This is a genomic window from Pseudoclavibacter sp. RFBG4 (genome assembly GCF_002931515.1).
Taxonomy (GTDB): Bacteria; Actinomycetota; Actinomycetes; order Actinomycetales; family Microbacteriaceae; genus Pseudoclavibacter.
This window is the reverse complement of record NZ_PSYC01000045.1, coordinates 1-25,147: the sequence shown is the minus strand read 5'-3', so window position 1 is coordinate 25,147 and position 25,147 is coordinate 1. Positions and strand designations below refer to the sequence as shown.

Here is a 25,147-nt window from a genome sequence, read left to right as displayed (position 1 = left end):
GACCCGCGGCGGGGTTGGGACTTCATCTCGACCGGGCACGGGGACGTGCCGTGGGAGGACTGCTTCCGCATGTTGAACGCGATCGGCTACGAGGGTCCGCTGTCGGTGGAGTGGGAGGACGCGGGTATGGACCGTCTCGTGGGCGCTCCCGAGGCGTTGGGGTTCGTGCGCAAGCTCTCCACGTATCGCCCGTCGGAGGCGGCGTTCGACTCGGCCTTCTCCACGAAGCAGGACTAAGCAGCCCCTGCCCGGCCACAAGAGTGCGGCAGATGCATGCTCCCGGGAACTGGAGCATGCACCTGCCGCACTTCTCTGCGTGGGCTGGGCAGCTCAGGCAGTCACCGGCGTGGAGGCGCCTTCCGAGATGGCCTCGCGGGCGAGGGCCAGGTGGGCGCGGGTCGCCTGCTCCGGTATGAGCGAGTCGATCCACTCGTGGCCGCCCCACTCGCTGCAGAGCGTGCCCGTGAAGCCGACGGCGGCAAGCTCGGCGGAGATCTCGCGGATGGGGTTCGAGACGCGGCCGCCGGTGTCGTCGAGGTCCCAGAACTTCAGGTGCACGCCGCCGACGAGGGGCAGGATCTCGCGCAGCTCGCGCGCGTCCGAACACCCGAAGCGGATGACGAGGTTCATGAACAGGGTGTGCACCTGCGGCGGTACGGTCCCGCCGCGAAGCGCGGCCTGGACGGCGTCGAGCGTCGCCGGGCTCCGCCAGTCGTGCTCGAGCGCGTCCACGAGCGACGCATCCACCCCGCCCGCACGCAGCCTCGCGAGGTAGCTGGGCGGCAGCGACGGCATGAGCATGCTGATGTCGAGGAGCAGGCGGATGGTCGTGTCGTCGACCGCCGCGACGGCCTCGACGGCCGCCGCGTTCTGCGGCTTGTCGAGCGACTGCTGGCCCTGCAGCTCCTCGTAGAGCGTGAGGCCGTGCTCGTGCAGGCGGGGGAGGAGGCGCTCGAGGAGGGCGGGGCCCGCCTGTCCCAGCGGAAGTCGGATGCCCTCCGCGCCGAGCCGCTCGGCTGCCCGAAGCTGGGGGAGCAGGAACTCGTAGCGCTCGTCCTCGGACCGGCGTGTGGTGGCCGTGAGCCAGTCGTCGAGGCTCGCGCCGACGATGCTCACCGAGGTGCCCGTGGCGTCGAGGGCGGAGCGGATGCTGGAGGTCTCCGCATCCGACGGATCAGGGAATGTGCGCCACGTCTGGGCGGCCTCCAGCTCGATGACGTTCGCGACGCCGGATGCCCCGATAGCGGCCGCGATCTCTGGGGAGGTGCGGTCGGCGACCATGAGCTCGGGCGACCAGTTGAACGCCGAGGCGGCGAGCGTCCATCCCTCGGGCAGCTGCGCGCTCACGCGGGGCTCCCGACGGCTTCGAGTGGCAGGTCGCGGGATGCGCGCGGCGGTGCCAGCGGCGCGTCCAGTTCCAGGCGCCGGGCGGCGGCGAAGGGCAGGATGAGCGGCTGGTTCGGTCCTGCGCCCATATTGGGGATGAGGAGCTTGAAGCCCACGAGCACCTCGTGCTGGCCGGGCTCGAGCCGCACGGTCGAGTGCACGACGATGCGGTCCTGCACGAACCACCACGTGGGGCTGGGCGCCAGCTCGGGGAGCGGTGCGCTCTGTCCGTCGATCGTGACGCGCAGCTCGTGGAGGCTGGCGAGGGGGAGGGAGCGGATCCAGGGCAGGGAGACTCGCAGCGAGAAGCCATCGCCATCGCTGCGGAGGGCGTCGTCGAGCAGGATCGCGAGGCTCACGGGCGTGCTCCCCGGCGGTCGGGGCTGCGCGGGTCGATTCTGGGCATGACACTCCTTTGTGACGGCCGATACCGGCTTTAGGAGTGAACCTACAGGCTTATGTCGAAAATCGGAAGAAGTAACAGAGGTACCAGGTGTGCCCGCAGTGGCGCGCTGGTGTCAGCGACCGAGGGCGAGCCCCGCGATCGTGGGGCGCCCGTCCGCGAACCAGCGCGTGAACGTCTCCTCGAAGAGCTGCTCGCGCACCATCGCGGCACCCCCGCGCAGTGGCTCGCGGACGTCGTTCGCCGAGACCACGATGTTGAGGTCGCGGGTCGCGAGTGGGAGCGAGTGCTCGTAGACGCGCTGCCGGACCTCGGCGAGGAAGATCTCGCCGGCCGAGGCGAGGGCGCCGCCGACGACGATGACCTTCGGGTTGAACATGTTGACGAGCGCGGAGATCGACTCGCCGATGATCTTCGCCGAGCGCTGCGCGAGCTGGATCGCCAGCGCGTCGCCGTCTTCGGCGCACAGTGCGATGAGCTCCGGGTTGAGCTCCTCGCCCTCCTTCGAGCGTCGCGCGAGGAGCCCGTCGTCACCGGCTTCGATCGCGAGTTGGGCATCCCGAACGAGGGCCCATCCGCCAGCCTCCGCCTCGAGGCAGCCGATCTTCCCGCAACGGCACTGCGAGGTCGACCCGAACACCTTCACGTGCCCGATGTCTCCCGCCGCGCCGTTCGCGCCACGGTGGATGCGCCCCCGCGAGACGAGGCCGGCGCCGATTCCCGAGCCGACCTTGACGTAGATGAGATCGACCGACGGGACCTGGCGGTTGGTGCGTTCGTTGAGCGCAAGCAGGTTGGCGTCGTTGTCCACCCAGACGGGCGCGTCGAAGCGCTGCTCGAAGCGGCGGCGGATGTCGAAGCCGTTCCACCCGGGCATGATGGGTGGTGCAACGGGCCTGCCGGACTCGAAGTCGACGGGGCCAGGGACACCGACCGCGATGCCCCAGACGGGGAGCTCGCTGCCTCGGCTCTGGGTGTCTGCGGCGAGGAGCTCTTCGACGAGCTCGAGAGCCGCGTCGAGGGTTGCGGCTGGCCCGCGCGAGATCTCCCAGTCGAGGTGCGCTTGTGCGATGACATCGCCTTCGAGCTGTGCGAGGCCGACGTGGATGTGGAGCGCGCCGAGGGCGCAGACGACGATGAGTCCGTTCTCTCCTCGGAAGCGCAGCGTGCGTGGGGCTCGCCCTCCTGAGGAGGGGCCGACGTCGCCCTCTTCCAGGTAGCCCATGCTGATGGCCTGCTCGACGCGCTGGGTGACGACGCCACGGCCGAGGCCGGTGACGGTGCCGATCTGCGGGCGGGTCAGTGCCTCGCCCATGCGCACGAGGTTGACGACTCGGAGAAGGCTCGTGACCTCATCGGTCTGGGCACCGAAGCGCAACGTTGACTCTCTCATGGCCGAACTGTACCCAATATGTCGACCTTGCGCCGCAGGGAACGCCCAGATACGTTCGTGCACAGCAAACTTTTGCATCAAACATACAAAAGCGCACAAGGAAGTGGTTGCATGTGGTCAGTCGGCGTCATCGGGGCCGGGCCGGGCGTCTCCGCGCTCCACCTCCCCACGCTCGCGCGTCTCCCCGAGCTGTTCCGGGTTGTCCACATCGCGGACTCGGGGAGCGGCCGTGCGGACGAGCTCGCTCGGCGCATCGGCGCGCGCGGCAGCTCCGGCGTCGGCGAGGTGTTCCAGGACGAACGGGTGCAGCTGGCCCTGATCTGCTCGCCGCCGGCCGAGCACGCGAGTCACGTGCGTGCCGCGCTCGATGCGGGGGTCGCTGGCATCCTGTGCGAGAAGCCGCTCGCGACGACCGTCGACGAGGCGGAAGCACTGGTCGTCGCCTGCCGGGATCGGGGAGTGGCGCTGCTCATCGGCACCAACCACCTCTATGACCCCGGCTGGGTGCAGGCGCGACGGCTCATCGGTGAGCTGCGGGTGCCCGTCGACAGCGTGCGGGTCACGCTGTCGCTCCCGCCGAACGGGCAGTACCACCGGCTCGTCACCGAGTTCGCCGAGGGTGGCGGGTCTCCAGTTCGACATCCCCCGTCTGGACTGCCCGCACACGTGCAGGCCGGCATCGTGCGGCAGCTCGTCGCCGGCCTCGCGGTGCATGAACTGCCCGCCATCCGCGATCTCGTGCCGGGGTTCGATGGCGTCGACTTCGCTCGCTTCGTCGCACCGCTCGGCTATGCCGTCGGGTACCGAGCGGGCCGCGCCCGAGTGCAACTCGGTGCCGTCATGCGCGCAGAGGGGGGGGGGGATGCTCGCTGGCGTCTCACGGTCTCGGCGGGGGAGTCGCGCGTCGACGTCGACTTCCCGCCGGCGTTTGTGCACGACGGTGCGGCGAGTGTCAGTGTTCGCGGGCCGGAAGGTGGGGTCGCGGTGCCCCCGAGGTCACAGCTCGACGGCTACGAGGCGGAATGGCTGGCGCTTGCCGAGCTGCTCTCGGGTGAGGCGCCGCTCGAGTACGAGGAGCAGCTCGAGGACACGCGCTACGCCATCGTGCTCGCCGAGGCAGTCGCCGCCCACATCGAGGGGGCTTCGTCGTGAGTCTTCGAATTCCCGTCCTGGTGTCGAGTGTGCCGGGCCCGCGAGGGGTGGATGGTGACCGGCTGGCGTCCTATCGCGTCGCGGTTGCCGAGCTGCCGCTGAGTGCGCAGCTCGCCTCGAGCGCGACCGGCGCGGTCGTCGTGATCGACGCTCGCAGTTCCGGGGGCTGGCTGTCCGCGGTCGAGGCGGCGCTGGCCGATGGCGCCCGAGGTGTGGTCGTCGACGAGGCCGTCGTGCCCGATGTCGGTCGCCGCGTTCGGCTGCCAGCAGGTGGCGCGCCCGTTCTGACTGCGCGGCGCTTCCTCCCGAGAGATCTCGTGGAAGCGGCTCGGGCGCTCGTGGCCCCGCCCGGGGCGGAGGCTGTCCTCGTCACGGTCGAGGCTGGCGGTCCGTCCTTGAGCGGGGTGCTGCGGGACGCGCTCGGCTGGGTGCGTGTCCTGGCCGGTGGGGGTGAGCTCGGGCTGGGATCCGCGCATCCGGAGAACGACGGCGGCCCGACCGTGTCCCTTCTGCTCGAATCGCACGACGGCATCCCCGTCCTCTTCTCCTGGGCCCCGGCCGCGGGGGTGCCGTGGCTGCGAGTCTCGGCGCTCGGCGCGGTCGAGGTCGAGGTCGCCATCGATTCCGGGGCTGGGGTCGCACGCCTCACGAGCCGCTCCGCGGAGGGGGAGCGAGTCGTCCGGGAGGCGTTCGAGGGCCGTGCCCGTCGGGAGCTGCGGTGGGCGCTCGAGGCGCCGCGTGCATCCGACTGGCCCGATGAGCTGTCGTGCCTGCTCGAAGATCTCGAGCTGAGTGGAGAGATCGAACGCGGGTGCTCGTCGGCGTGACGTCTGCAATTGCCGCTCGTGGACACTCTTTAGTTGATTTCAGACATAAGCCTGGGTAGGCTGACCTCGACGCAGGGGTTCCACGAACCCGTCACCGGTCGCGACGCAGCGGCCGGAGGCACACCATGTCGCGTAGATCGTCCGATCGTTCGGGCCCTTTTATGCCACTCTCACCGGCGAGACTCCGCCTCCTTGTTGCTTCCCTCCTCACCGTCTCCTTCCTCGGCGCGCTCGACCACACGGTCGTCTCGACGTCGCTCGCGACCATCGCCGGCGACCTCGGCGCGCTCGAGCAGATGGGCTGGGTCGTCGTCAGCTACACGCTCGCGAGCACCGTCCTCCTGCCCGTGCTCGGCAAGCTCGGCGACATCGTCGGCCCCCGAGCGGTCTTCCTGACCTCCCTCGTGCTCTTCCTGCTCGCCTCGCTCGCCTGCGGTTTCGCGCCGAACATGGGCCTGCTCATCGTCGCCCGCGTCTTCCAGGGGATGAGCTCGGCGGGCCTGCAGCTCATGTCGCAGACGATCATCGCCCAGGTCACGAGCCCGAGGGCCCGGCCCAAGTACATGGCCGTCATCGGAGCCGCGTTCCCCGTCGCTATCCTCATCGGCCCGTTGCTCGGTGGCCTCATCGCCGACAATTGGGGCTGGCAGTGGGTGTTCTGGGTGAACCTCCCCGTCGGCGTCGCCGCGCTGATCTTCGCGCTCGTCGCGATCCCGAGCATCCCCCGCACGTCCGCCCCGCGCTTCGACGTGCTCGGCTCACTGGCCTTCACGATCGCGCTCGTCGCGCTCGTGCTCGGCGTGAGTTGGGTCTCAGACGCGGAGCTCCTCACGTCAGCGCTCTCGGCCTTCGGCGTCGCTCTGGCATCGTTCGCGCTCTTCTTCTGGGCGGAGGTGCGCGCCGAGAACCCGGTCGTGCCCCTGCACATCTTCAAGAACCGCACCGTCGCGGCCGGCACGGCACTCTCCGCCATCATCGGCGTCGGCCTCTTCTCCATCACCGCCTACCTGCCCACCTACGTGCAGATGGCCTACAGCACCACGGCGACCGTCTCCGGGCTCGTGCCCATCGCGACCGTCATGGGGATGCTCGTGAGCAACCTCCTCACGGGCTTCCTCGCCAGCCGATCGGGTCGCTACCGCGTCTACCCCATCGTCGGCACCGCCCTGGGCGCCGTGGGCCTGCTCATCATGGCCACGCTCCCCGTCGGGCTCCCGCTCTGGGTGCCCATGGTCGTCATGTTCGGCGTCGGCCTCGGCACGGGCTCCTTCATGAGCCTCATCGTCGCCGTCGTGCAGAGCGCCGCCCCCAAGAACGCGACGGGCGCCGTCACCGCGAGCGTCAACATCGTCCGCCAGGTCGGCTCCACCGTGACGACCGCCATCATCGGCGGCGTGATCGGAGCCGGTGTCGCGGCGCTGCTCCCCATCGGGTTCGACGCCGCCAACCTCACCCCGCAGCTCGTGCACGCGAGCGACCCCGCCTTCCAGGCGACCGTCGCAGAGATCTACCGCGACGTGTTCGCGCCCATCTTCATCGGCCTCTCGATCGCCTATGCCGTCGGCTTCGTCGCGGCACTGCTGCTGCCGCCCGGTCGCCTGTCCAACGAGACGGGGAGCATCCCCGTCGTCGAACCGCAGAGCATCCCGGCGTCGCGCGCCTGACCGCGTCCGCCGCATCCACTCACCAGCCGCTCTTCCAAGGAGGAAGCACATGACCACCAATCCAGTCGTCGCGATCGTCGGCAGCGGACCCATCGGGGCCGCCTACGCGCGGACCCTCCTCGAGCAGAACCCGAACGTGCGCGTCACCATGTTCGAGGCGGGCCCCCAGCTCACCGACATCCCGGGCGAGAGCGTGCGCAACATCGCCGACCCCGACGAGAAGGAGCGCGCCCGCGAGCGGTCGCAGGGGCCGCAGGCCGGCGACTTCCGCGACTCGCTGGGCATCCCCAAGTCGGCTGTCGTCGAGGGCATGTTCACGGCCCGCCAGGGCACGCACCTCCTCGACTTCGGCGGCGAGGGGTCGGCCCACACGGACACGTTCCCGGCGGCGGCCGCGTCGACCAACGTCGGCGGCATGGGCGCGCACTGGACCTGCGCGACACCGGCCCCCGAGTTCAGCGAACGCGTCGACTTCATCGAGAGCGGCGAATGGGATGACCTGCTCGCGAACGCAGAGCGGCTGCTGCACGTGCAGTCCGCCGCGTTCGCCGACTCCGGCGTCGGCGGCGCCATCCGCTCGATCCTCTCCGAGGAGTTCGCCGCCGAGCTGCCGGAGGGCTTCGGCCCGGGCACGCTCCCCGTCGCGGGAGACGCGCAGCCCGACGGCACCGTCCGCTGGGCCGGCGCCGACGTCGTCTTCGGGCCGCTCGTCGAAGCGGGCAACCCCCTCGCCGAGCGCTTCGAGCTGCGCGACCTCCACCTCGTGCGCCGCGTCGAGCGCGACGGCGACGGAGCCGACGCCCGCGTCACGGGCGTCACCGTCGAAGACCTCCGCACCGGAGCGACGAGCTTCTTCCCCGCGGATGCCGTGGTCGTCGCGGCCGACGCGTTCCGCTCCCCGCAGCTCCTCTGGGCATCCGGCATCCGCCCGGCAGCTCTCGGCCGATACCTCACCGAGCACCCCGTCGTCATCTCGACCGTCGCCCTCGACCCCGCCGGCATGAGCCGCTTCGCCACCGACGCCGACCTCGAGGAGGAGCTCGCCCGCCGAGCCCTCAACCCGGCCGACCCGGTGGGTGCCGTCAACCGCATCCCCTTCTCCGAGCCAGACCACCCCTTCTCTCTGCAGGTCATGTACGCCGAGAACCCTCCATTCCCGCTCGACCCCGCGCATCCGCACGCCGGCAACCGCTGGGGCTACGTCAACATGGGGTACGGCATGCGCAAGCATCCGCGCGTCGAAGACGGCATCACCTTCCACGACGACGAGCTCGACTACCGCGGCTTCCCCAACATGACCGTCGAGTACGCGCTCACCGACGTCGAGAAAGCGGAGATCGCCGACGGCGAGGCGCACCTGCGCCGGGCCGGCGAAGCGCTCGGCACGTTCATCGCCGAGCCGCGCCTCCTCCCCAACGGCTCGAGCCTCCACTACCAGGGCACGATGCGCGCCGGCGCGAACGACGACGGCACCACCGTCGCCGACCCGTACTCGCGTGTCTGGGGCATCGGCAACCTCTACGTCGGCGGCAACGCCCTCATCCCCACCGCGACGACCATGAACCCCACCCTCATGAGCGTCGCCATCGCGGTCCGCGGAGCCAGGAAGCTCGCGGAAGAACTGGCGTAGACGGTGGGGCGCGGAGCTCCTCGCGAGCCCCGCGCCCCACCGCCGCAGCGACCCGGCTAGGCGATCGGGGCGCGCGTCGTCATGGCGTGCTCCGCATCCAGCGCCGCGTTCTCGGCCTCGAAATCGATCTCGGGCGGCTGGCGACGGAACCCTCGCGTGAGGAACGCGAGGTAGACGAGCCCGATCGCGAACCAGCTGAGGCCAACGACAAGGGCGAGGCCCGAGAGGCTCGTCCAGAGCCAGACCGTCATCGCGAAGCCCAGGATGGGCAGCACCCCGTAGACGAGCACCGCCTTGCCGCCGCGCTCCTTCCGGTCGAAGAGGAAGAACTTCACGACAGAAAGGTTGACGAGGGAGAAGGCGGCCAGCGCGCCGAAGCTGATGAGCGACGCGATCGTCGCGAGGTCGACGACCAGCGCCAGCAGCGAGACGACGGCGACGAAGATCGTCGCGCCGATGGGCGTGCGGAAGCGTTCGCTGAACGCTCCGAACAGTCTCTTCGGCAGCACCCCGTCGCGGCCCATCGCGTACAGGATGCGGGAGACGCTCACCTGCGACGCCATGGCCGCGGCCACGCAGCCCGCGATGTAGGCGACGAGGAAGAAGATCTCCAGCCACTGGCCCGCCGCGATGCGCATGATCTCGACGGCCGCGGCATCCGGGTCGGCCATGTCCTGCCAGGCCGGCTGGATGATGTGGCCGGCGTAGGCGACGGCCGTGAAGATGAGCCCGCCGAGCACCGTCGTGATGAGGATCGCGCGCGGCACCGTGCGCCGCGCATCCTTCGCCTCCTCCGACAGTGTCGAGATGGCATCGAAGCCGAGGAACGACAGGGCGATGACCGCGGCACCGCTCGCGAGGGCAGGGATGCTCATCCCCGTGTCGTAGAGCGGCTGCAGCAGGGAAGCGCCCGGGTTGTTCGCCGCGTAGACGACCGCCACGACCAGGAACACGGCGACGAACACGAGCTGCACCCCGACGAGGAACAGGTTCGCGTTCTTCACGATCGAGATGCCCACGATGTTGAGCGCCGTCACGATGAGGATCGACGCGAGCGTGAACACCCAGATCGGGACCGCCGTGAACTGCGCGTTCAGGTAGATGCCGATGAGGAGGTAGTTGATGAGGGGGAGGAAGAGGTAGTCGAGCATGAGCGTCCACCCCGTCAGGAACCCGACGTGCCCGCCGAACGCCTTCCGGGCATACGTGTACGCGCTGCCCGCGCGGGGGATCTCGCGCACGAGCACGGCGTAGCTGCACGCCGTGAGCAGCATCGCGACGAGGGTGATGAGGTACGCCGCCGGCAGGTGGCCCTCGGTGATGCTCGTCACCTGCCCGTACGTCGTGAAGACCGTGAGCGGGACCATGTAGGCCAGGCCGAAGATGATGAGCGCCGGGATGCCGAGGGCGCGTTTCAGGGTGACGCCCTGGGAGTGCGGGGCTGAGTTCGCGGTCATGGGGTTCCTTGGTGTGAGGGGTCGATCAAAGAGGTCAGAAGGTGCGCTGCCCGTTGCGCCAGGTGCCGAGCACCGTGATGTCGCCGAGCTGATCAGGGGCGACGTCGCGCGGGTCTGCGGAGAGCCAGACGAGGTCGGCGCGGGAGCCAGGAGTGAGGGTGCCCCGCGTCGTCTCTGCCCTCGCCTGGTAGGCGACGGCCGACGTCGCGGCTTCGAGGGCCGCGTCGACGGAGATCCGCTCGGCGGGATGCCACCCGCCGAGCGGTGTGCCGTCCGGGTTCTGCCGCGTCACGGCGGTGCGGATGCCCGCGAGCACGTCCGGGCTCGTGACGGGCCAGTCGCTGCCGAAGCTCAGGCGGGCACCGCTCTCGAGCAGCGACCGCATCCGGTAGTGCAGCTCCCGCCCCGGGCCGAGCAGCGGCAGGGTGAGCTGCACCATGACCTCGTCGGCGGTGGCCCACAGTGGCTGGAAGCAGGCGGTCACATCGAGCTGGGTGAAACGGTCGAGGTCGCTGTCGTCGAGCAGCTGGACGTGGGCGATCGTGATGCGCCGGTCGGCGCCGTCCGGGCGCTCCCGGATGCGCCGCGCCGCGCCGAGGGCCGAACGCACGCCGGCGTCGCCGATCGCGTGCAGGTGCAGGTCGAAGCCGAGCTCGTGCGCGTCGAGCGCCGCCTGCTGCAGCTCGCCGTCGTGCCACACGGGAAGTCCGCGCGTGCATGCATCGGCGTAGTCCTCGAGCAGGTGAGCGGTGTGGTTCTCGATGATGCCGTCGAGGAAGAACTTGACGGTCTGCGCCGTGAGCCCGGGCGCCGCCTCGATGCGGGTGCGGCGCTCGCGGAGGAGCGTCCGCTGCTGCGGCCACGCCTTCGGGTCGGCGCGCTGTGCGAGGTCCGCGTCGACACAGAGCGCGCCCGCCTCGGCGGCGGTGACCCACACCTCGATGTCCGCCGGCTCGACCCACGCCTCCTGCACCCAGGTGATGCCGAGGGAGGCGAGGACCGCGGTGGATGCGCGCAGCGCCTCGACTCCGTCGGTCACGGGGCGCCGCGGGGCGCGGCCGAGGACACGCTCGACAGCCCCGGACTCGAGGAGCGTGCCAAGCGGGGTGCCGTCCTCCCGGCGCACGAAGACCCCGTCTTCGGGGTCGACCGTGTCGGCCGTGATGCCTGCCGCCTCGAGGGCCGCCGTGTTGCACCACGCGGAGTGGTAATCCCAGGAGCGCAGCACGACGGGGCGGTCGGGCACCGCGGCATCCAGCCAGGCCGCGTCGAAGCGGCCGAGTGGGGCGAGCGTCGAGTCGTAGCTGCCGCCGACGATCCAGGTGGCCTCGGGGTGCGCATCCGCCCAGAGCCGCACGCTCTCGACGATGTCGGCAACGCTTCCGGCTCCGCGGATCTGCGGCCCCTGGAGCTCGAGTCCGGCGAAGAGCGGATGCGCGTGGCCGTCTCCGAACGCGGGGCCGAGGTACCCGCCGGCGAGGTCGATCCGCTCGGTGCGCCCGGCAGCTGACCTGCCGTTCGCTGTGACGATCGTGCCGTCGTGCACGACGAGGGTCGTCACATCGGGTGTCCCGTGGGGGACTCCGATCGTGCCGCCAGTGAATTCGATGTGACGCATCGGTCTCCTTCTCCATTGAACGAGTGACGTAAACGTACACCGTTCGTTTTCATGACGCTAGAGTGAGAAAACGCAGGATCCGGGCCTCGAAACGAAGCCGTAACACGCTCTTCACGCGTGCGGCCGAGACGGTCTCCGGAACAGGCCGCTGAGCCTCGACGCAGCGAAAGGCGGAGATATGGGGCGACCCACAACGAGCATCCTGACGAGAGACGGCATCGTCGAGGCTGCTGTGCGCCTCATCGACAGGGAAGGCTCCGAAGCCGTGAGCATGCGCCGCATCGCGTCGCTCTTCGGCGTCACCCCGTCGTCGCTCTACAACCACATCGGCTCTCGCCTCGAGCTCATCGAGGAGGTGCGCACGCGCATCTGCGGCCGCATCGACGGCGAGGCGTTCGACCGGCTGCCATGGGAGGACGCCGTCCTCGTCTGGGCGCACTCCTACCGCGACGCGTTCGCCGCGCATCCGCGCAGCATCCCCCTCCTCATGTCGTCGCAGGTGCGCTCTCCCGCGATCCTCCGCGTGCACGAGAGCTTCACGAGGGGCGCGCTCGCCGCGGGCTGGCCGGAGGAGGAGATCGTGCGGATGCTCACGGCCTACGAGTCGTTCATCCTCGGCTCGGTGCTCGACATGTCTGGCCCGAGCGTCTTCTTCGACCCGAGCGGTCAGGAGAGCGAGGTGCCCGCCTTCGCCTCCGCCGTCGCGCGCGTGACCAGGGAAGGGCTCGACGACCCCGTCGCCGGCCCGGCCTTCGAGCTCGGTCTCGCGGCACTCGTGCGCGGCCTGGCGCGGTGACGGAACCCGTCACGCGCGGCGGCGCCCGCATCCATCCACTTGCACTTGCACTGATCTGACCGCTCGCCGGTCGCCGACTCGAAGAGGAGTAGCCATGCTCGAATCCCACGCAGGTCTTCCATCGTTCTCTGAGGGCCTGCCGCGCCCGAACATCGCCATCGACGAGGTTCGTCGCCTCGCAGCCGAGCTCTACGGGGTCTGCGGTGAGGTGCGCGAGCTCGGCAGTCAGCAAGACCGCAACTTCCTCTTCACCGAGCCAGCCTCGCCCGCGCGGCCCGCCGGCCGTCAGGTGCTCTTCAAAGTCAGCAACCGGGCGGTGCGCCGCGACGAGATCGAGGCGCAGAACGAGGCCATGCGGCGCATGCACGCCGCGGGCCACCCGTCGCCAGCCCCCGTCGCCAGCCTCGGCGGCCTCGACATCGAGACGGCCGACGTCGACGGCGCACCCCACAGCATCCGCCTCCTGACCTTCGTCGACGGCACGCCGCTCATCGACTTCGAGCACTTCTCGGCGGCGACCATCCGAGCCATGGGCACGCTCGTCGGCCAGGTCGTCCAGGCGCTCGACGGCTTCGAGCATCCCGGCCTCGAACGCGAGCTCCAGTGGGACCTTCGCGTCGGCGAGCGGCTCGTCGACGAGCTCATCGGCCACGTGACCGACCCCGAGCGGCAGGCGCTTGTCCTCGCCGCGCTCGAGGCGACCGCGGCGGCGCTGGCGCCGCTGAAGGACGAGCTGCCCCTGCAGGCCATCCACGGAGACCTCACCGACGACAACCTCGTCGCGACCTCCGGCGCGCTCGGCCGCCCCGAGCTCTCCGGCATCATCGACTTCGGCGACGTCGGCACCGGATGGCGCGTCGCCGAGCTGGCCGTGGCCTGCACGGCCGTGTTCCACCACGACCCCGCGCGACCACTCGCTGTGCTGCCGCTCATCCGCGCGTTCGACGCGGTCGTGCCCCTCACCGACGCCGAGATCGACGCGCTCTGGCCGCTCATCGTGCTCCGCGGCGCGGCGCTCGTCGTCAGCGGGCTGCAGCAGGTCGCCATCGACGATGGCAACGACTACGCCGAGGCTGCCCTCGAACGGGAGTGGACGATCTTCGCCGTCCCCGCAGCCCTGGACGCGCGGGTAGCGACGGCCGCCATCCGCCGCGCTCTCGGCCGCGAGGCCGCAGCCGGCCCCAGCTCCTCGGCTGCCGGCGGCGCCACGCTCCTCGACCCGGACCTCGCCCGCCGCGCCCGCGTCATCACCCTCGACCACACGAGCACGGCGCTGCGCGACGGATCCTGGCTCGGTGAGGAAGGGGCCGACGCGGAAGCGCAGCTGCTCCTGCTCGCCGCCCGCAGCGGCGGAGTCGCAGCGACCCGCTTCGGGGAGGCCCGCCTCACGCGCTCGCTCGGGGTCTCCCGCGACGCACCCGTCAACGTCGCGACCGGGGTCGAACTGTACAGTGCGAGCGACCTCGCGCTCACGGCGCCCTTCGGCGGGCTCGTCTCCGCGGCCGAGGGCCACGTCACCATCTCCGACGGCGCGCGCACCATCGTCATCGCGGGCGCCCGTGGGCTCACGGAAGCGCGAGCGCTGGACGGCGAGAGCGCCGCCGCGCCGACTCGAGTCGAGTCCGGCGAGCCGTTCGCCGAGATCGCGGGCTGGGCGCAGGTCACGCTCCAGGCGGGCGAGGTCTCCGCACTGGATGCCGCTGCGGCGCCCCTGCCACGCTTCGTGTCGGGCGAGGAGTTCCCGGCCTGGCTCGCCGTCCTCGGCGACCCGAGCGAGCTCATCGGGCTCGCTCCGAGCAGCGTCGGCGGGGCCGGGGCCGACGAGACGCTCCGCGCGCGACTCGACGCCTACGCGCCGCTGCAGGGTCACTACTACGTGCATCCGCCGCAGATCGAGCGCGGCTGGCGCGAGATGCTCATCGACACCGAAGGCCGCCACTACCTCGACATGGTCAACAACGTGACGGCGCTCGGTCACGGGCACCCCGTGCTCGCCGACACGGTGGCCCAGCAGTGGCGCATGCTCAACACCAACTCGCGGTTCAACTACGCGTCGGTCGCGGAGTTCAGCGAGCGCCTCCTCGAGACGCTCCCGGACAGCTTCGACACCGTGCTGCTCGTCAACAGCGGCACCGAGGCCGTCGACCTCGCGCTGCGGCTGACGAAGGCCTACACGGGCCGCGACGACGTGGCCTGCGTCGAGGAGTCGTACCACGGCTGGTCCTACGCCTCGGATGCGGTCTCGACCTCCACCTCCGACAACCCCCTCGCGGCCGAGCTCCGCGCCCCCTGGGTGCACGCCTTCGACGCCCCGAACGCGTACCGCGGCACCCACCGCGGAGCGGACGCCGGCAAGCGCTATGCGGCCGACGCGATCGCGGAGATCGAGCGCCTCGCCGCGGCCGGCACCCCCATCGGCACGTTCATCGCCGAGCCCCGCAACGGCAACGCTGGCGCCATCGAGGTGCCCGCCGGCTACCTCGCCGCGGTCTACGACGCCGTGCGCGCCGGCGGGGGCGCCGTCATCGCCGACGAGGTCCAGGTCGGCTATGGACGCCAGGGCGACGTGTTCTGGGGCTTCGAGCAGCACGCGGGGCCGGGCGGCGATCCGATCGTTCCCGACGTCGTGACCGTCGCGAAGGCCATGGGCAACGGGCATCCGCTCGGTGCCGTCATCACGCGATCCGAGATCGCGCAGGCCCTCGCCGACCAGGGCACCTTCTTCTCGTCGGCAGGCGGTTCGACGCTCAGCGCGAAGCTCGGCGTGACCGTGCTCGACATCATGCGCGACGACCGTCTGCAGGAGAACGCGCACGAGGTCGGCGGCTACCTGCGCGAGCAGCTGGTGGCGCTCGCCGAACGACAGCCCCTCATCGGGGCGCTGCACGGGCGAGGGCTCTACCAGGGCATCGAGCTCGTGCGCGACCGCGAGACCCTCGAGCCCGCCACCTCCGAGACGCAGGCGCTCTGCGACCGGATGCTCGCGCTCGGCGTCATCGTGCAGCCCACGGGCGACCGCGGGAACGTGCTCAAGGTGAAGCCCCCGCTCTGCTTCACGAAGGAGAGCGCGGACAGGTTCGTGGCGACGCTCGATGAGGTCCTCACGCGCGGCCTCTAGTCGTGGCGCTCACTGCCCGGCCAGGGCGATCACTGCCAGTCGAAGTCCCCCTCACGCCGCCTTCGGAGCGGCACTTCGGCTGGCAGCGATTCCGGCGCGGTGTTCCGACGCGGCGTTTCAGAGCGGCACTCCGGCAAGCAGTGCTTGGCGGTAGGATCTACTCTCGGTGTGCCGGGAAGTCTGGTCGGCGGCCGAGTCGCGATTCGCCGGCCGGTCTCAGACGTCAGGAGAACCATGACAGCACCCGCCACACGACCGACCGGCTTCGCGCGACTGAACGCGTGGATCATGCGCGAGACCACTGGGGGAGCGCTTCTCCTCTTCGCCGCCGCAATCGCCCTCATCTGGGCCAACTCGCCGTGGCGCGGCGGGTACGAGGCGCTCAGCGCGATCACGATCGGGCCCGCCGCCATCCACCTCGACCTGTCGCTCGCCACGTGGGCGGCCGACGGCCTGCTCGCGGTCTTCTTCTTCACCGTGGGCGTGGAGCTGAAGCACGAGTTCGTCTCGGGCAGTCTCCGCAAGCCGAAGGAGGCGGCTGTCCCCGTTCTCGGCGCTGTCGCGGGAATGGCGATGCCGGCCATCTTCTACGTGATCGCGGTGTCCGTCCTCGGTGACACCTCGGCGCTCCACGGCTGGGCGATCCCGACCGCGACGGACATCGCCTTCGCACTCGGAGTCCTCGCCATCTTCGGGCGAGGGCTTCCACGGGGAGTGCGCACCTTCCTCTTGACACTCGCGGTCGTCGACGACCTGCTCGCGATCGTCATCATCGCCATCTTCTACACGGCGGGCATCAATCTGCTCGCGCTGCTCGGATCGCTCGTCGCCGTCGCAGTGTTCCTGCTGGTCGTCCGCTCCAAGCGGCCTTCCTGGTGGCTGCTGCTGCCGATCGCCCTCGTCGCCTGGGTGCTCATGCACGAGGCAGGCGTGCACGCGACCATCGCGGGAGTGCTCCTGGGCTTCTGCGTGCCGTCCAAGAAGATCCACGGTGAAGCCGATTCGCGCACGCACCGGTTCGGCGACAAGATCGGCCCGTTCTCCTCGGGCTTCGCACTGCCCGTCTTCGCGTTCTTCGCCGCCGGAGTGAACATCGTGGATGGAGATGGGCTCGGGGCGGTGCTCTCCCAGCCCGTGTTCGTCGCGATCGCAGCGGCGCTCGTGCTCGGAAAGCTCATCGGCGTGCTCGGCATGACCGCACTCGTTGTGAAGCTCACACCGCTCCGCCTCCCCGACGCGATCGGCGTCAGAGACCTGCTCCCAGTGGGCTTCCTCACTGGAATCGGCTTCACGGTCTCCCTGCTCATCGCCGAGCTGTCGTTCCCCGACTCGGAGCACACGGCGGCTGCGAAGCTCGCGGTGCTCGGTGGCAGCCTCCTCGCGGCGGTGCTGGCTGCGATCACCCTGCGCCACGACGCGAAGCGCGCTCGCAACGACGACATGAACGAGGACGGTATCCCCGACATTGACCGGACGCCCATCGGAAGCGAAGCCGACGAGGCTGCCATCGACGCGCAGGTCGACGGGCGTGATGCACAGCCGCACACCAAGGAGAGCTGACCGCCGAGCTCCGAGCACAGACAGGCCGGGCCCGCATCCACATGACAGTGGATGCGGGCCCGGCCTCGTGGGGGCCGGGTGCGGAGGCGTTGGCCTCCGCACCCGGCGTTCGTGGACTAGTGCGCCATCTCGCCCTGGAGCGATGCGGCGGCCGGCACGTCGGCGTCGACGGGCGCCTTGCGCACCCACTTCTTGAGGGCGACGACGGTGAGTGCCGAGATGACCATGCCGATGATGATGGCGAGGACGAACCAGAGCAGGTTGCCGATGGCGAAGAACACGAAGATTCCGCCGTGGGGTGCCTGCGAGGTGACGCCCATGGCCATGGTGATGGCGCCGGTTGCCGCGCCGCCGAGCATGCTCGCGGGGATCACGCGCAGCGGGTCGGCTGCTGCGAACGGGATGGCGCCTTCGGAGATGAAGGCGGCACCGAGCAGCCAGGCCGCGCGACCGTTCTCCTTCTCCACGGGGGAGAAGAGGCGGGGCGCGATGGACGTCGCGAGTGCCATGGCGAGCGGCGGGACCATACCGGCTGCCATGACGGTTGCCATGATCATCCACGGTGCCTGGTTGTCGAACGAACCCGCACCGAGGCCGGCGACGGCGAATGCGTAGGCGACCTTGTTGACGGGGCCTCCGAGGTCGAAGCACATCATGGTGCCGAGGATGATGCCGAGGAGGACCGCGCTTGCACCGGTGAGGCCCGTGAGCCAGCTGTTGAGGCCGTTGGTGAGGGCCGCGATGGGTCCGCCGAGGAGGATGACCATGAGTCCGGAGGCGATGATGGAGGCGATCAGCGGGATGATGACGACGGGCATGAGGCCGCGCATCCATCGCGGTACGTTCCACGAGCCGATCCAGTAGGCCGCGCCACCTGCGATGAGGCCACCGACGATGCCGCCGATGAAGCCGGCGCCCATGATGCCTGCGACGGCACCGGCGACGAATCCGGGTGCGATACCCGGCCGGTCTGCGATGGCGTAGGCGATGTAGCCGGCGAGGGCTGGCACGAGGAAGCCCATCGAGGCCTGCCCGATGGCGGATGCGACGGCGCCGAGGTAGACGAGGAGGCCCGAGCGGGTTGCCTCGTCCGGGGGCAGGTTGAAGAGGGAGTTCTGCAGGATGATGTCCGTGTTGCGGCCATCGCTGACGATGTCGTAGCCACCGAGGAGGAATCCGAGGGCGATGAGGAGGCCGCCACCTGCGACGAACGGGATCATGTAGCTGACGCCGGTGAGCAGCCAGCGCTTGATGCGGGCGCCGACGCCCTCGTTTGCGGTGTTCTCGGAGGCTTCGCTGGAATCCGCTGCGGGGACGCGCTTCGCGTTCGGGTCCTTGGCGGCGGCGACGGCCTCGTTGAGCAGCTCGTCCGGGTGGTCGATGCCGCGCTTCACGGGCGACTGCACGACGGGCTTGCCGGCGAACCGGCCGCGGTCGCGTACGTCGACGTCGTTGGCGAAGATGACGGCGTCAGCGCGCTTGATGATGGCCGGGTCGAGCGGGGTGACCTTCGAGGAACCCTGCGGCTCGACGTAGAACTCGATGCCCATCTCCTTGGCCTTCGCCGTGAGCGCATCCGCGGACATGAAGGTGTGGGCGATGCCGGTGGCGCAGGAGGTGACGGCGACGATGACGGGGCCGGTGGATGCGCCGCTCGCGGCGGGGGCTGCCTGTGCGGGTGCCGCTGCTGGCTTCTCCTCCTCTGGCTCGAGTGCCTTCTCGACGATCGCGACGATCTCTTCCGGGGTGGTCGCGGCGCGGAGCGAGTCGTTGAACTCGGGGACCATGAGGGAGCGGGCGAGCTTCGAGAGCATCTGGAGGTGCTCGTCGTGGGCACCGTCCGGGGCCGCGATGAAGAAGACGAGGTCGCTCGGGCCGTCGTGAGCGCCGAAGTCGACGCCTGGCGTGAGGCGCGACATGGCGAGGGTGGCTTCGGTGACGGCGCCGGAGCGGCAGTGGGGGATGGCGATGCCGCCGGGGACGCCCGTGGCGCCCTGCTCTTCGCGGGCGAGGGCGTCGGCGGCGAGCGCTGCGGCGTCGGTCGCGCGGCCTTGCGAGACGACGCGTTCGGCCAGGTTGCGGATGACATCGGTCTTGTCCGCACCCAGGTCGACGTCGAGGGCGACGAGCCCTGGCGTGATGTAGGTGGTCATGATGCGTTCTCCTTGGTGCTGCTTGCGAGGTGGGTGATGCGGACGAGGTCCGGTCGGGTCTGTTCTGGGGAGGGGACTCCGCTGCCCGGCAGGGAAGCGGCGGCGCTTCCGTGGGCGACGGCTTGGGCGAGGGCGCGTTCGGGGGGTGCCCCGGTGACGCTCGCGAGCAGGTAGCCGGCGAGCGACGAGTCGCCTGCTCCGACGGTGCTGCGCACGCGAGTGGGTGGCGGGGCGGCGAAGAGGCTGGTCGTGGCGTCGCGGTAGATGGCGCCTGCTCCGCCGAGGGTGGCGAGGACGGCGTCGGCTCCGTGCTCGAGGGCCCAGCCCGCTGCGTCGGCGGCGAGCTGCGGGTCGGCTTCGAGGGCGTCTCCGTCGGCGATGCCGCTCAGCTCGGCGAGCTCGAAGGCGTTCGGCTTGATGAGCTGCACGCGGGTTCCGGATGCGAGGAGCGCCTTGAGCGGTGCGTCGGAGCTGTCGACGGCGACGCGTGGTGCGGCCTCGCCGAGCTCTGCGCGGACGGCTTCGATGAGGGCCGCGTAGAAGGAGGAGTCGAGGCCGAGTGGCAGGGAGCCGGCGAGGACAAGCCATTCGGCGTCGCGGGATGCTGCGATGACGGCTGCGACGAGGGCGTCTGCTTCGTCTGCGCTGAGGTGGGGCCCTGGCTCGTTGAGCTTGGTGGTGGTTCCGTCGCTCTCGGTGATGGCGAAGTTGGTGCGCACTCCGCCTTCGATGCGCACGGGCAGCATGCGCAGGCCTTCGGCTTCGACGAGGTTCGTGAAGTCGTCGTCGGCGGAGGCCGGGAAGACGGCGAGGTTGTCGAGCTTGGAGGCGCGGAGGGCGCGGGACACGTTGATGCCCTTGCCGCCTGCCTGCGATTCGCTGCCGGTGAGGCGCTGGACGTCGCCGCGAGCGAGCTCGTGGGGGAGGGCGAGGGTTCTGTCGATTGCCGGGTTGGCGGTGACGGTGACGATCATGCGAGCACTGCTTCCACGTCGTTCTCGGTGAGCGCGGCGGCGAGTGCCGTCCGCGGGGGCTGGTCGGTGACCAGTGCATCGACGCTGGAGAGCGCTGCGATGTGGGTGAGGGCGTCTTGGTCGAACTTGGAGGCGTCGACGGCGACGACGACGCGTCTGGCGCCTCGGCACATGGCGGATTTCACGGCCGCTTCGTCCGGGTCCGGGGTGCTGAGCCCGAATTCGGCGCTGATGCCGTTGGTGCCGATGAAGGCGAGGTCCGGGCGGAGCGCGGCGAGCTGCGTGAGGGCGTTGGGGCCGACGGCGGCGCTGGTGAGGCCTCGCACGCGACCGCCGATGGCGATCGTGGTGAGTTCGCTGCGTGCGGCGAGGAGCGCGAGGATAGGGAGCGAGTTGCTGATGACCTGCAGCTTCGCGAGTTCGTCGGCGGGGCGTCGGACGAGGGCGGCGGCGATCTCGGCGGTCGTCGTCCCGGCATCGATGAGGATGGATCCGTTGAAGCCGCGGGGGATGAGCCGCTCGGCGGCCTCGCCGATGCGGACCTTGGCGTCGTGGTTGAGGGGCTGGCGTTCGGCGACTGCGGTTTCGGCGAGGCTGCCGAGGGAGTTGCCGACGGCGCCGCCGTGGACTCGCCTGACGAGGCTCTCCAGTTCGAGCTGGTCGAGGTCTCGGCGGATGGTCTCGGGGGTGACGTCGAGGTCGCTCGCGAGTTCTCGCACGGCGACTTTCCCGTGCTGCGTGATGCGTTCGAGGATGAGCGCGTGCCGCTCCGTTGCGTACATGGATGCTCCTGTGCGATCCGGGTGTTGGTTCTGGTGGAGAGCGTACGCGGCAAACGGACGTAAAACAAGAGAAGCAAAGATAAACACAGAAACGCGCTCGTGGTCCGGCATTGCTACGCTCCAGGGCGTGCCAGAACTCGACGATGCTCAGACCGTTCACGACGCCGACCAGTTCACTGCCGAACAGCTCCGAGGGCTCCTCGACATCGCGGTGACCGTGGCGACGGAGGCTGCCGAGCTCGTGGCCGCTCGCCGCCTGGAGGGAGTAGCCGTCGCCGACACGAAGTCGTCGTCGGTCGACATCGTCACCGCCTCCGACAGGGAATCGGAGGCACACATCCGTCGTCGTCTCGAGGGACTGCGCCCCGGCGACGGGTTCTTCGGCGAGGAATCGGACGCGTCTGCGAGCACGACGGGGCTCACCTGGGTCGTCGACCCCATCGATGGCACCGTCAACTACTTGTACGGCTACCCCAACTACGCGGTGAGCGTCGCCGTGGTCGTCGGCGACCCGGGGTCGGAGCCCTCGAGCTTCACGACCCTCGCCGCGGCCGTCGTGAACCCCGAGGGGCGCGAGACCTTCACGGCCGTGCGTGGCCAGGGCGCGTGGTGCAACGGCGGGCGGCTGCACGTGGATGCTGCCCCTCCGCTCGAGCTCGCTCTTGTCGGCACGGGGTTCAGCTACTCCGCCGAGCGCCGGGTGCAGCAGGCGGAGCAGTGGATGGCGCTGGCTGGGCGCGTGCGCGACCTGCGCCGCGTGGGGGCCGCTTCCCTCGACCTCTGCAACATCGCGATCAACCGGCTGGATGCGTACTACGAGTCGGGGCTGAACCCCTGGGATCACGCCGGTGCTGCTCTGGTTGCGCGCGAGGCGGGTGCGGTTGTCGTGGGTGAGGGGCTCGGGCGCGAGGGGCGGCGGCTGATCATCGCCGCCAGGCCGGGTCTGGAGCAGGAGCTCGTTCGCTACGTCAGGGTCCTGACCGACGAGTAGTGCTGCCCTTCGCGCGCTGCTCCCTTGCGCACTGCTCCTGACGGCTCGGGGTGCTCGGTAACGGCTCAGGCTGCGTTCGGCTCGCCCGGGTACGGGGTGAATTCGGACGCGATCGAGGACGCCTCCTCCTGCCCGTCTCCCGCGTGGTTCCGGGCGAGACGGCCCGAGCCGCAGCCGTCTCGCCCGGTTGTGGCCGAGGAGGATTCCCTGGAGACCTTGAAGTTTCCGTGACCTGCGCGTTACTATTTACCAGTTCGTTATAAACCGCGGTAAGGATATGAATCGTTGACTTCCCTTCTCACATCGGGCCAGGAGCAGGCTCTGCCGGCGCCCATGACCCGTCGAGAACTCCGCGAAGCAGAGCGTCTCGCATCGCTCGCGACCATCGCACCGGCGGCAACTCCCGAAGCCTTCAGCTCGCGCCGCGCTCGGCGTGAGGCGGAGCGCACGACGACTCCTGTCGCCTCGGCCCCAGTCATCACGGCAGCGCTCGCGCCGAAGATCGTCTCGGCCGTCCAGGCCGAGACCGCTCCGGTCGTCTCCGCACCCGCCCCGGCCCCGGCGTCCATCTCCACGCCGAGCATCGCCGAGGTTGCCCAGATCCGTTCGGACGACACCGAGTCGACGGCACGCATCGAGCGGGCTTCGGTCGCCGTGCTCGAGGTTCCGCTGAGCTTCGCTCGCAACGAAGAGGCGCTCCGCCCCGAGGTCGACAGCAAGACAGGACGTCGCGGACTCGTTCGCGTCAAGAACTCCGAGAAGTCGCACAAGAAGCGCGGCGCGCTCCTCCGCGGTGCAGCTGGCGTCACGGCGCTCGGCTTCGCCGCAACCATCGCCGTCGTCTCGACGATGCCCGCGAACGCCACCTCCACGCAGGAAGACCAGGTCGCGGGCGACAGCTCAGCAGCGCTCGCCGACGCCGTCTCCTCGGTCCCCGGCCAGACCCTCACGGTCGCCGGCGGCGAAGCCACCACTGTCGAGCGCGAAGACGCCTACGCCGTCACGACAATGGGGTCGGCCACGGCGGCCAACCTCATGAGCCTCGTCGACCGCGGCACCTACAAGAACGACCTGTCCTCGACGGTCCAGTGGCCCTTCCCGGTCGGCGTCGCCATCACCGACGACTTCGGTCCTCGCGTCTCGCCCGGCGGCATCGGCAGCACGAACCACATGGGTATCGACTTCGCACCTGCGCAGGGAACGCCGATCGGCGCGATCGCCGGCGGTACGGTCACGAGCGTCACCCCGACCGACAACGGCGGACTCGGCGTGCACGTCATCGTGCAGCACGTCATCAACGGCCAGAGCTACGAGAGCGTCTACGGTCACATGCTGACCGGCTCCATCGGCGTCAAGGTCGGCGACGTCGTCAAGGTCGGCGACGAGCTCGGCAAGGTCGGGAACACGGGCGCATCCACTGGCCCTCACCTGCACCTCGAGGTGCACACGGCGGATGGCAACAAGATCGACCCGATCGCCTTCCTCACGCAGTTCAACAACGTTTCCACGGTCGTCACGATGCCCGGCGAAAGCGCGGGCGCGTAAGACGCGGCACACCACGAGGGTGGTGTTCTCACGGGGTTCCGTGAGGTGCTATCCTCATCTGGTGCCATTCCGAGCCACAAGCTCGATTGGCATCTTGCCCCGATAGCTCAGTGGTAGAGCACTTCCATGGTAAGGAAGGGGTCGTCGGTTCAAACCCGACTCGGGGCTCTGATCTTGGGTGCGAAAGCATCCTCGACACCCATGGCTGGGTAGCTCAGTTGGTGAGAGCGCACGACTCATAATCGTGAGGTCGAGAGTTCGAATCTCTCTCCAGCTACAGATAAGGACCCGGTTGCCATTCTGGCTGCCGGGTCTTCTGCATTCCGGCAGGGGCCTCTGCGTTCCGGGCGGCATAGGCTTGTGTGGCCGAGTCCCCTCTCCGCTGAATCATCGTGAGGTCACATGCCAGAACGCTCGTCCACTCTCAAGATCGCCTTCCTCGATGTCGACGGCACGATCCTCGACCACGGTCGCCGGATCGCGCCCTCCACGGTTCGAGCGATTCGAGAGGCTCGTGCTGCTGGCCACCTCGTCTACCTGTGCACGGGGCGGGCAGCGGGGCACATCCCCGAGTCGGTTCTCGAGATCGGATTCGACGGCGCCGTGACGAACGGGGGTGCGTTCGCCATGGTGGGCGACGCGCTCGTGCACGGAGAGACCATGCCGAGGGCAGAGCTCGACGCGCTTCTCGCGCACTTCGAGGAGCACGAGCTCCACTACCTCCTGCAGACCAACCGGCGGGTGTACGCCTCGGCGCGTACTCGAGCTGCCATCCAGGAGCACCTCGCGGCTGCCCGTGTCGACAAGTCCGAGCCGCAGACGGCGCCGCAGGCTGGCTTCTCTGCAGAACCAATCGAAGATGCTCCGCTCGACGAGATCGCGAAGGCCGTCTTCTTCACCGAGGAGGCCGGTGCTGTGGAGCGGGCGCGGCTGGAGTTCGGCGAGCGATTCCACATCGTGCGCGGCAGCATGCCCCTGCCCGGCGGTTCGGACGGCGAGATCGGGTTGCGTGGAACGACGAAGGGTGCCGCGATCGAGAAGGTGCTCGAGCACCTGGGACTCGACCGCGCTGATGCGATCGGCATCGGCGACAGCTGGAACGATGTCGAGATGTTCGAGGTGTGCGGTGTCGGAATCGCGATGGGCAACGCCGCCCCTGAGCTGCAGGAGCTTGCGGACGAAGTCACGTCGACGGTGCTGGAGAACGGCATCTTCGACGCGTTTGCGCGCCACGGGCTCGTGACGGCGGATGCGGCTGCCCTGAGCTGAGTTGCCCTTCGTCAGGCGGGCAACGTAGCTCGGCTCGGCGCTCCAGCTCGGAATTCAACGGCCGAGCCAGCGTCCCGTCCTGTGCGCGACACGCCCGGGCTGCGGCCTGGTTTGACCCCGGCTTCGGCGCGAGGGTAAGTTACACAGGTTGCTTCCGAGCGGCCGGGAAATCGGCTTGAAGGAGCACAACGAAACTGAACATCAGGACCTGGAATGTCCAGTGGCAATTGCGAATCTCGCACAGCCCAAGTTGACAAGGTTCCAAACCTGATGTAGGTTAGAGAGGTTGCTCTCGGGAGATGGTCGAACAGGCCGGAAACGAGAAGCGTCCGATTCTTGAGAACTCAACAGCGTGCACTATGTCAAATGCCAATTTGATCCCGTGCCTCTTCCTTTGGAGGGGGTAAGGATTCCTTTTGGAAACATATT

At 69.5% G+C, this 25,147-nt stretch carries 19 protein-coding genes and 2 tRNA genes; 13 read left to right on the top strand and 8 right to left on the bottom strand.

Annotated features, from left to right (window positions below):
- Positions 1 to 237, top strand: a 237-nt coding sequence (locus C5E10_RS16505) for a sugar phosphate isomerase/epimerase (RefSeq protein ID WP_219820373.1), incomplete at its 5' end; no start/stop codon positions are given.
- A 93-nt stretch (positions 238 to 330) separates the two neighbouring features.
- Here C5E10_RS16505 and C5E10_RS16500 read toward each other — a convergent pair.
- The 3 genes from C5E10_RS16500 to C5E10_RS16490 form a co-directional block, all read right to left on the bottom strand.
- Positions 331 to 1,347: a TIM barrel protein gene (locus tag C5E10_RS16500; RefSeq protein ID WP_104332565.1), complete on the bottom strand. Its 1,017-nt coding sequence runs from the start codon at positions 1,345 to 1,347 to the stop codon at positions 331 to 333.
- Positions 1,344 to 1,745, bottom strand: a complete 402-nt coding sequence (locus C5E10_RS16495) for a hypothetical protein (protein ID WP_104332564.1) — start codon at positions 1,743 to 1,745, stop codon at positions 1,344 to 1,346. The genes C5E10_RS16500 and C5E10_RS16495 overlap by 4 nt, the downstream gene beginning before the upstream one ends.
- A gap of 159 nt (positions 1,746 to 1,904) precedes the next feature.
- Entirely contained in the window at positions 1,905 to 3,182 is a 1,278-nt protein-coding gene (locus C5E10_RS16490; protein ID WP_104332563.1) for an ROK family protein, read from the bottom strand.
- A gap of 111 nt (positions 3,183 to 3,293) precedes the next feature.
- Between C5E10_RS16490 and C5E10_RS16485 the strand changes: the two genes are divergently transcribed.
- The 4 genes from C5E10_RS16485 (at position 3,294) to C5E10_RS16470 (ending at position 8,455) form a co-directional block, all read left to right on the top strand.
- Complete coding sequence (locus C5E10_RS16485) at positions 3,294 to 4,334, top strand: Gfo/Idh/MocA family protein (RefSeq protein ID WP_104332562.1); 1,041 nt, start codon at positions 3,294 to 3,296, stop codon at positions 4,332 to 4,334.
- Entirely contained in the window at positions 4,331 to 5,161 is an 831-nt protein-coding gene (locus tag C5E10_RS16480; RefSeq protein WP_146080318.1) for a hypothetical protein, read from the top strand. Before C5E10_RS16485 ends, C5E10_RS16480 begins: the two co-directional genes overlap by 4 nt.
- 161 nt (positions 5,162 to 5,322) lie before the next feature.
- Positions 5,323 to 6,825, top strand: coding sequence for an MFS transporter (locus tag C5E10_RS16475; RefSeq protein ID WP_104332560.1), 1,503 nt, complete (start codon positions 5,323 to 5,325; stop codon positions 6,823 to 6,825).
- A gap of 49 nt (positions 6,826 to 6,874) precedes the next feature.
- Positions 6,875 to 8,455 carry a GMC oxidoreductase gene (locus tag C5E10_RS16470; protein ID WP_104332559.1) on the top strand — a complete coding sequence of 527 codons (1,581 nt, stop codon included), beginning with the start codon at positions 6,875 to 6,877 and terminating at the stop codon, positions 8,453 to 8,455.
- A gap of 56 nt (positions 8,456 to 8,511) precedes the next feature.
- Here the strand turns inward: C5E10_RS16470 and C5E10_RS16465 are convergent, their stop codons facing one another.
- Entirely contained in the window at positions 8,512 to 9,912 is a 1,401-nt protein-coding gene (locus tag C5E10_RS16465) for an APC family permease (protein WP_104332558.1), read from the bottom strand.
- Positions 9,913 to 9,946: 34 nt separating this feature from the next.
- Positions 9,947 to 11,530 (bottom strand): amidohydrolase, encoded by a 1,584-nt coding sequence (locus tag C5E10_RS16460; RefSeq protein WP_104332557.1) that lies wholly within the window; start codon positions 11,528 to 11,530, stop codon positions 9,947 to 9,949.
- A gap of 178 nt (positions 11,531 to 11,708) precedes the next feature.
- Between C5E10_RS16460 and C5E10_RS16455 the strand changes: the two genes are divergently transcribed.
- The 3 genes from C5E10_RS16455 to nhaA all read left to right on the top strand — a co-directional run bounded on the left by C5E10_RS16455 (position 11,709) and on the right by nhaA (position 17,004).
- Entirely contained in the window at positions 11,709 to 12,326 is a 618-nt protein-coding gene (locus tag C5E10_RS16455) for a TetR/AcrR family transcriptional regulator (protein ID WP_104332556.1), read from the top strand.
- A gap of 94 nt (positions 12,327 to 12,420) precedes the next feature.
- Entirely contained in the window at positions 12,421 to 15,444 is a 3,024-nt protein-coding gene (locus C5E10_RS16450; RefSeq protein ID WP_104332555.1) for an aminotransferase, read from the top strand.
- Between the two features lie 234 nt (positions 15,445 to 15,678).
- Positions 15,679 to 17,004 carry a Na+/H+ antiporter NhaA gene (gene nhaA / locus C5E10_RS16445; protein ID WP_104332554.1) on the top strand — a complete coding sequence of 442 codons (1,326 nt, stop codon included), beginning with the start codon at positions 15,679 to 15,681 and terminating at the stop codon, positions 17,002 to 17,004.
- Positions 17,005 to 17,120: 116 nt separating this feature from the next.
- Here the strand turns inward: nhaA and C5E10_RS16440 are convergent, their stop codons facing one another.
- The 3 genes from C5E10_RS16440 to C5E10_RS16430 are packed head-to-tail and all read right to left on the bottom strand — an operon-like array spanning position 17,121 to position 20,913.
- The gene (locus tag C5E10_RS16440) at positions 17,121 to 19,157 is read right to left on the bottom strand and encodes a fructose-specific PTS transporter subunit EIIC (RefSeq protein WP_104332553.1); all 2,037 of its coding nucleotides are present in this window, start codon (positions 19,155 to 19,157) and stop codon (positions 17,121 to 17,123) included.
- Positions 19,154 to 20,131: a 1-phosphofructokinase family hexose kinase gene (locus tag C5E10_RS16435; protein WP_104332552.1), complete on the bottom strand. Its 978-nt coding sequence runs from the start codon at positions 20,129 to 20,131 to the stop codon at positions 19,154 to 19,156. Before C5E10_RS16435 ends, C5E10_RS16440 begins: the two co-directional genes overlap by 4 nt.
- Positions 20,128 to 20,913, bottom strand: coding sequence for a DeoR/GlpR family DNA-binding transcription regulator (locus C5E10_RS16430; RefSeq protein WP_104332551.1), 786 nt, complete (start codon positions 20,911 to 20,913; stop codon positions 20,128 to 20,130). Before C5E10_RS16430 ends, C5E10_RS16435 begins: the two co-directional genes overlap by 4 nt.
- Positions 20,914 to 21,118: 205 nt before the next feature.
- Between C5E10_RS16430 and C5E10_RS16425 the strand changes: the two genes are divergently transcribed.
- The 5 genes from C5E10_RS16425 (at position 21,119) to C5E10_RS16405 (ending at position 24,718) form a co-directional block, all read left to right on the top strand.
- On the top strand, positions 21,119 to 21,904 hold the full coding sequence (locus tag C5E10_RS16425; protein WP_374953522.1) for an inositol monophosphatase family protein: 786 nt from the start codon (positions 21,119 to 21,121) through the stop codon (positions 21,902 to 21,904).
- 285 nt (positions 21,905 to 22,189) lie between these two features.
- Positions 22,190 to 23,449: a M23 family metallopeptidase gene (locus tag C5E10_RS16420; RefSeq protein ID WP_146080317.1), complete on the top strand. Its 1,260-nt coding sequence runs from the start codon at positions 22,190 to 22,192 to the stop codon at positions 23,447 to 23,449.
- Positions 23,450 to 23,545: 96 nt separating this feature from the next.
- Positions 23,546 to 23,617, top strand: a tRNA-Thr gene (locus C5E10_RS16415).
- A 35-nt stretch (positions 23,618 to 23,652) separates the two neighbouring features.
- Positions 23,653 to 23,726, top strand: a tRNA-Met gene (locus C5E10_RS16410).
- Positions 23,727 to 23,851: 125 nt separating this feature from the next.
- Positions 23,852 to 24,718 (top strand): Cof-type HAD-IIB family hydrolase, encoded by an 867-nt coding sequence (locus C5E10_RS16405; protein ID WP_104332548.1) that lies wholly within the window; start codon positions 23,852 to 23,854, stop codon positions 24,716 to 24,718.
- Positions 24,719 to 25,147: the final 429 nt, after the last annotated feature.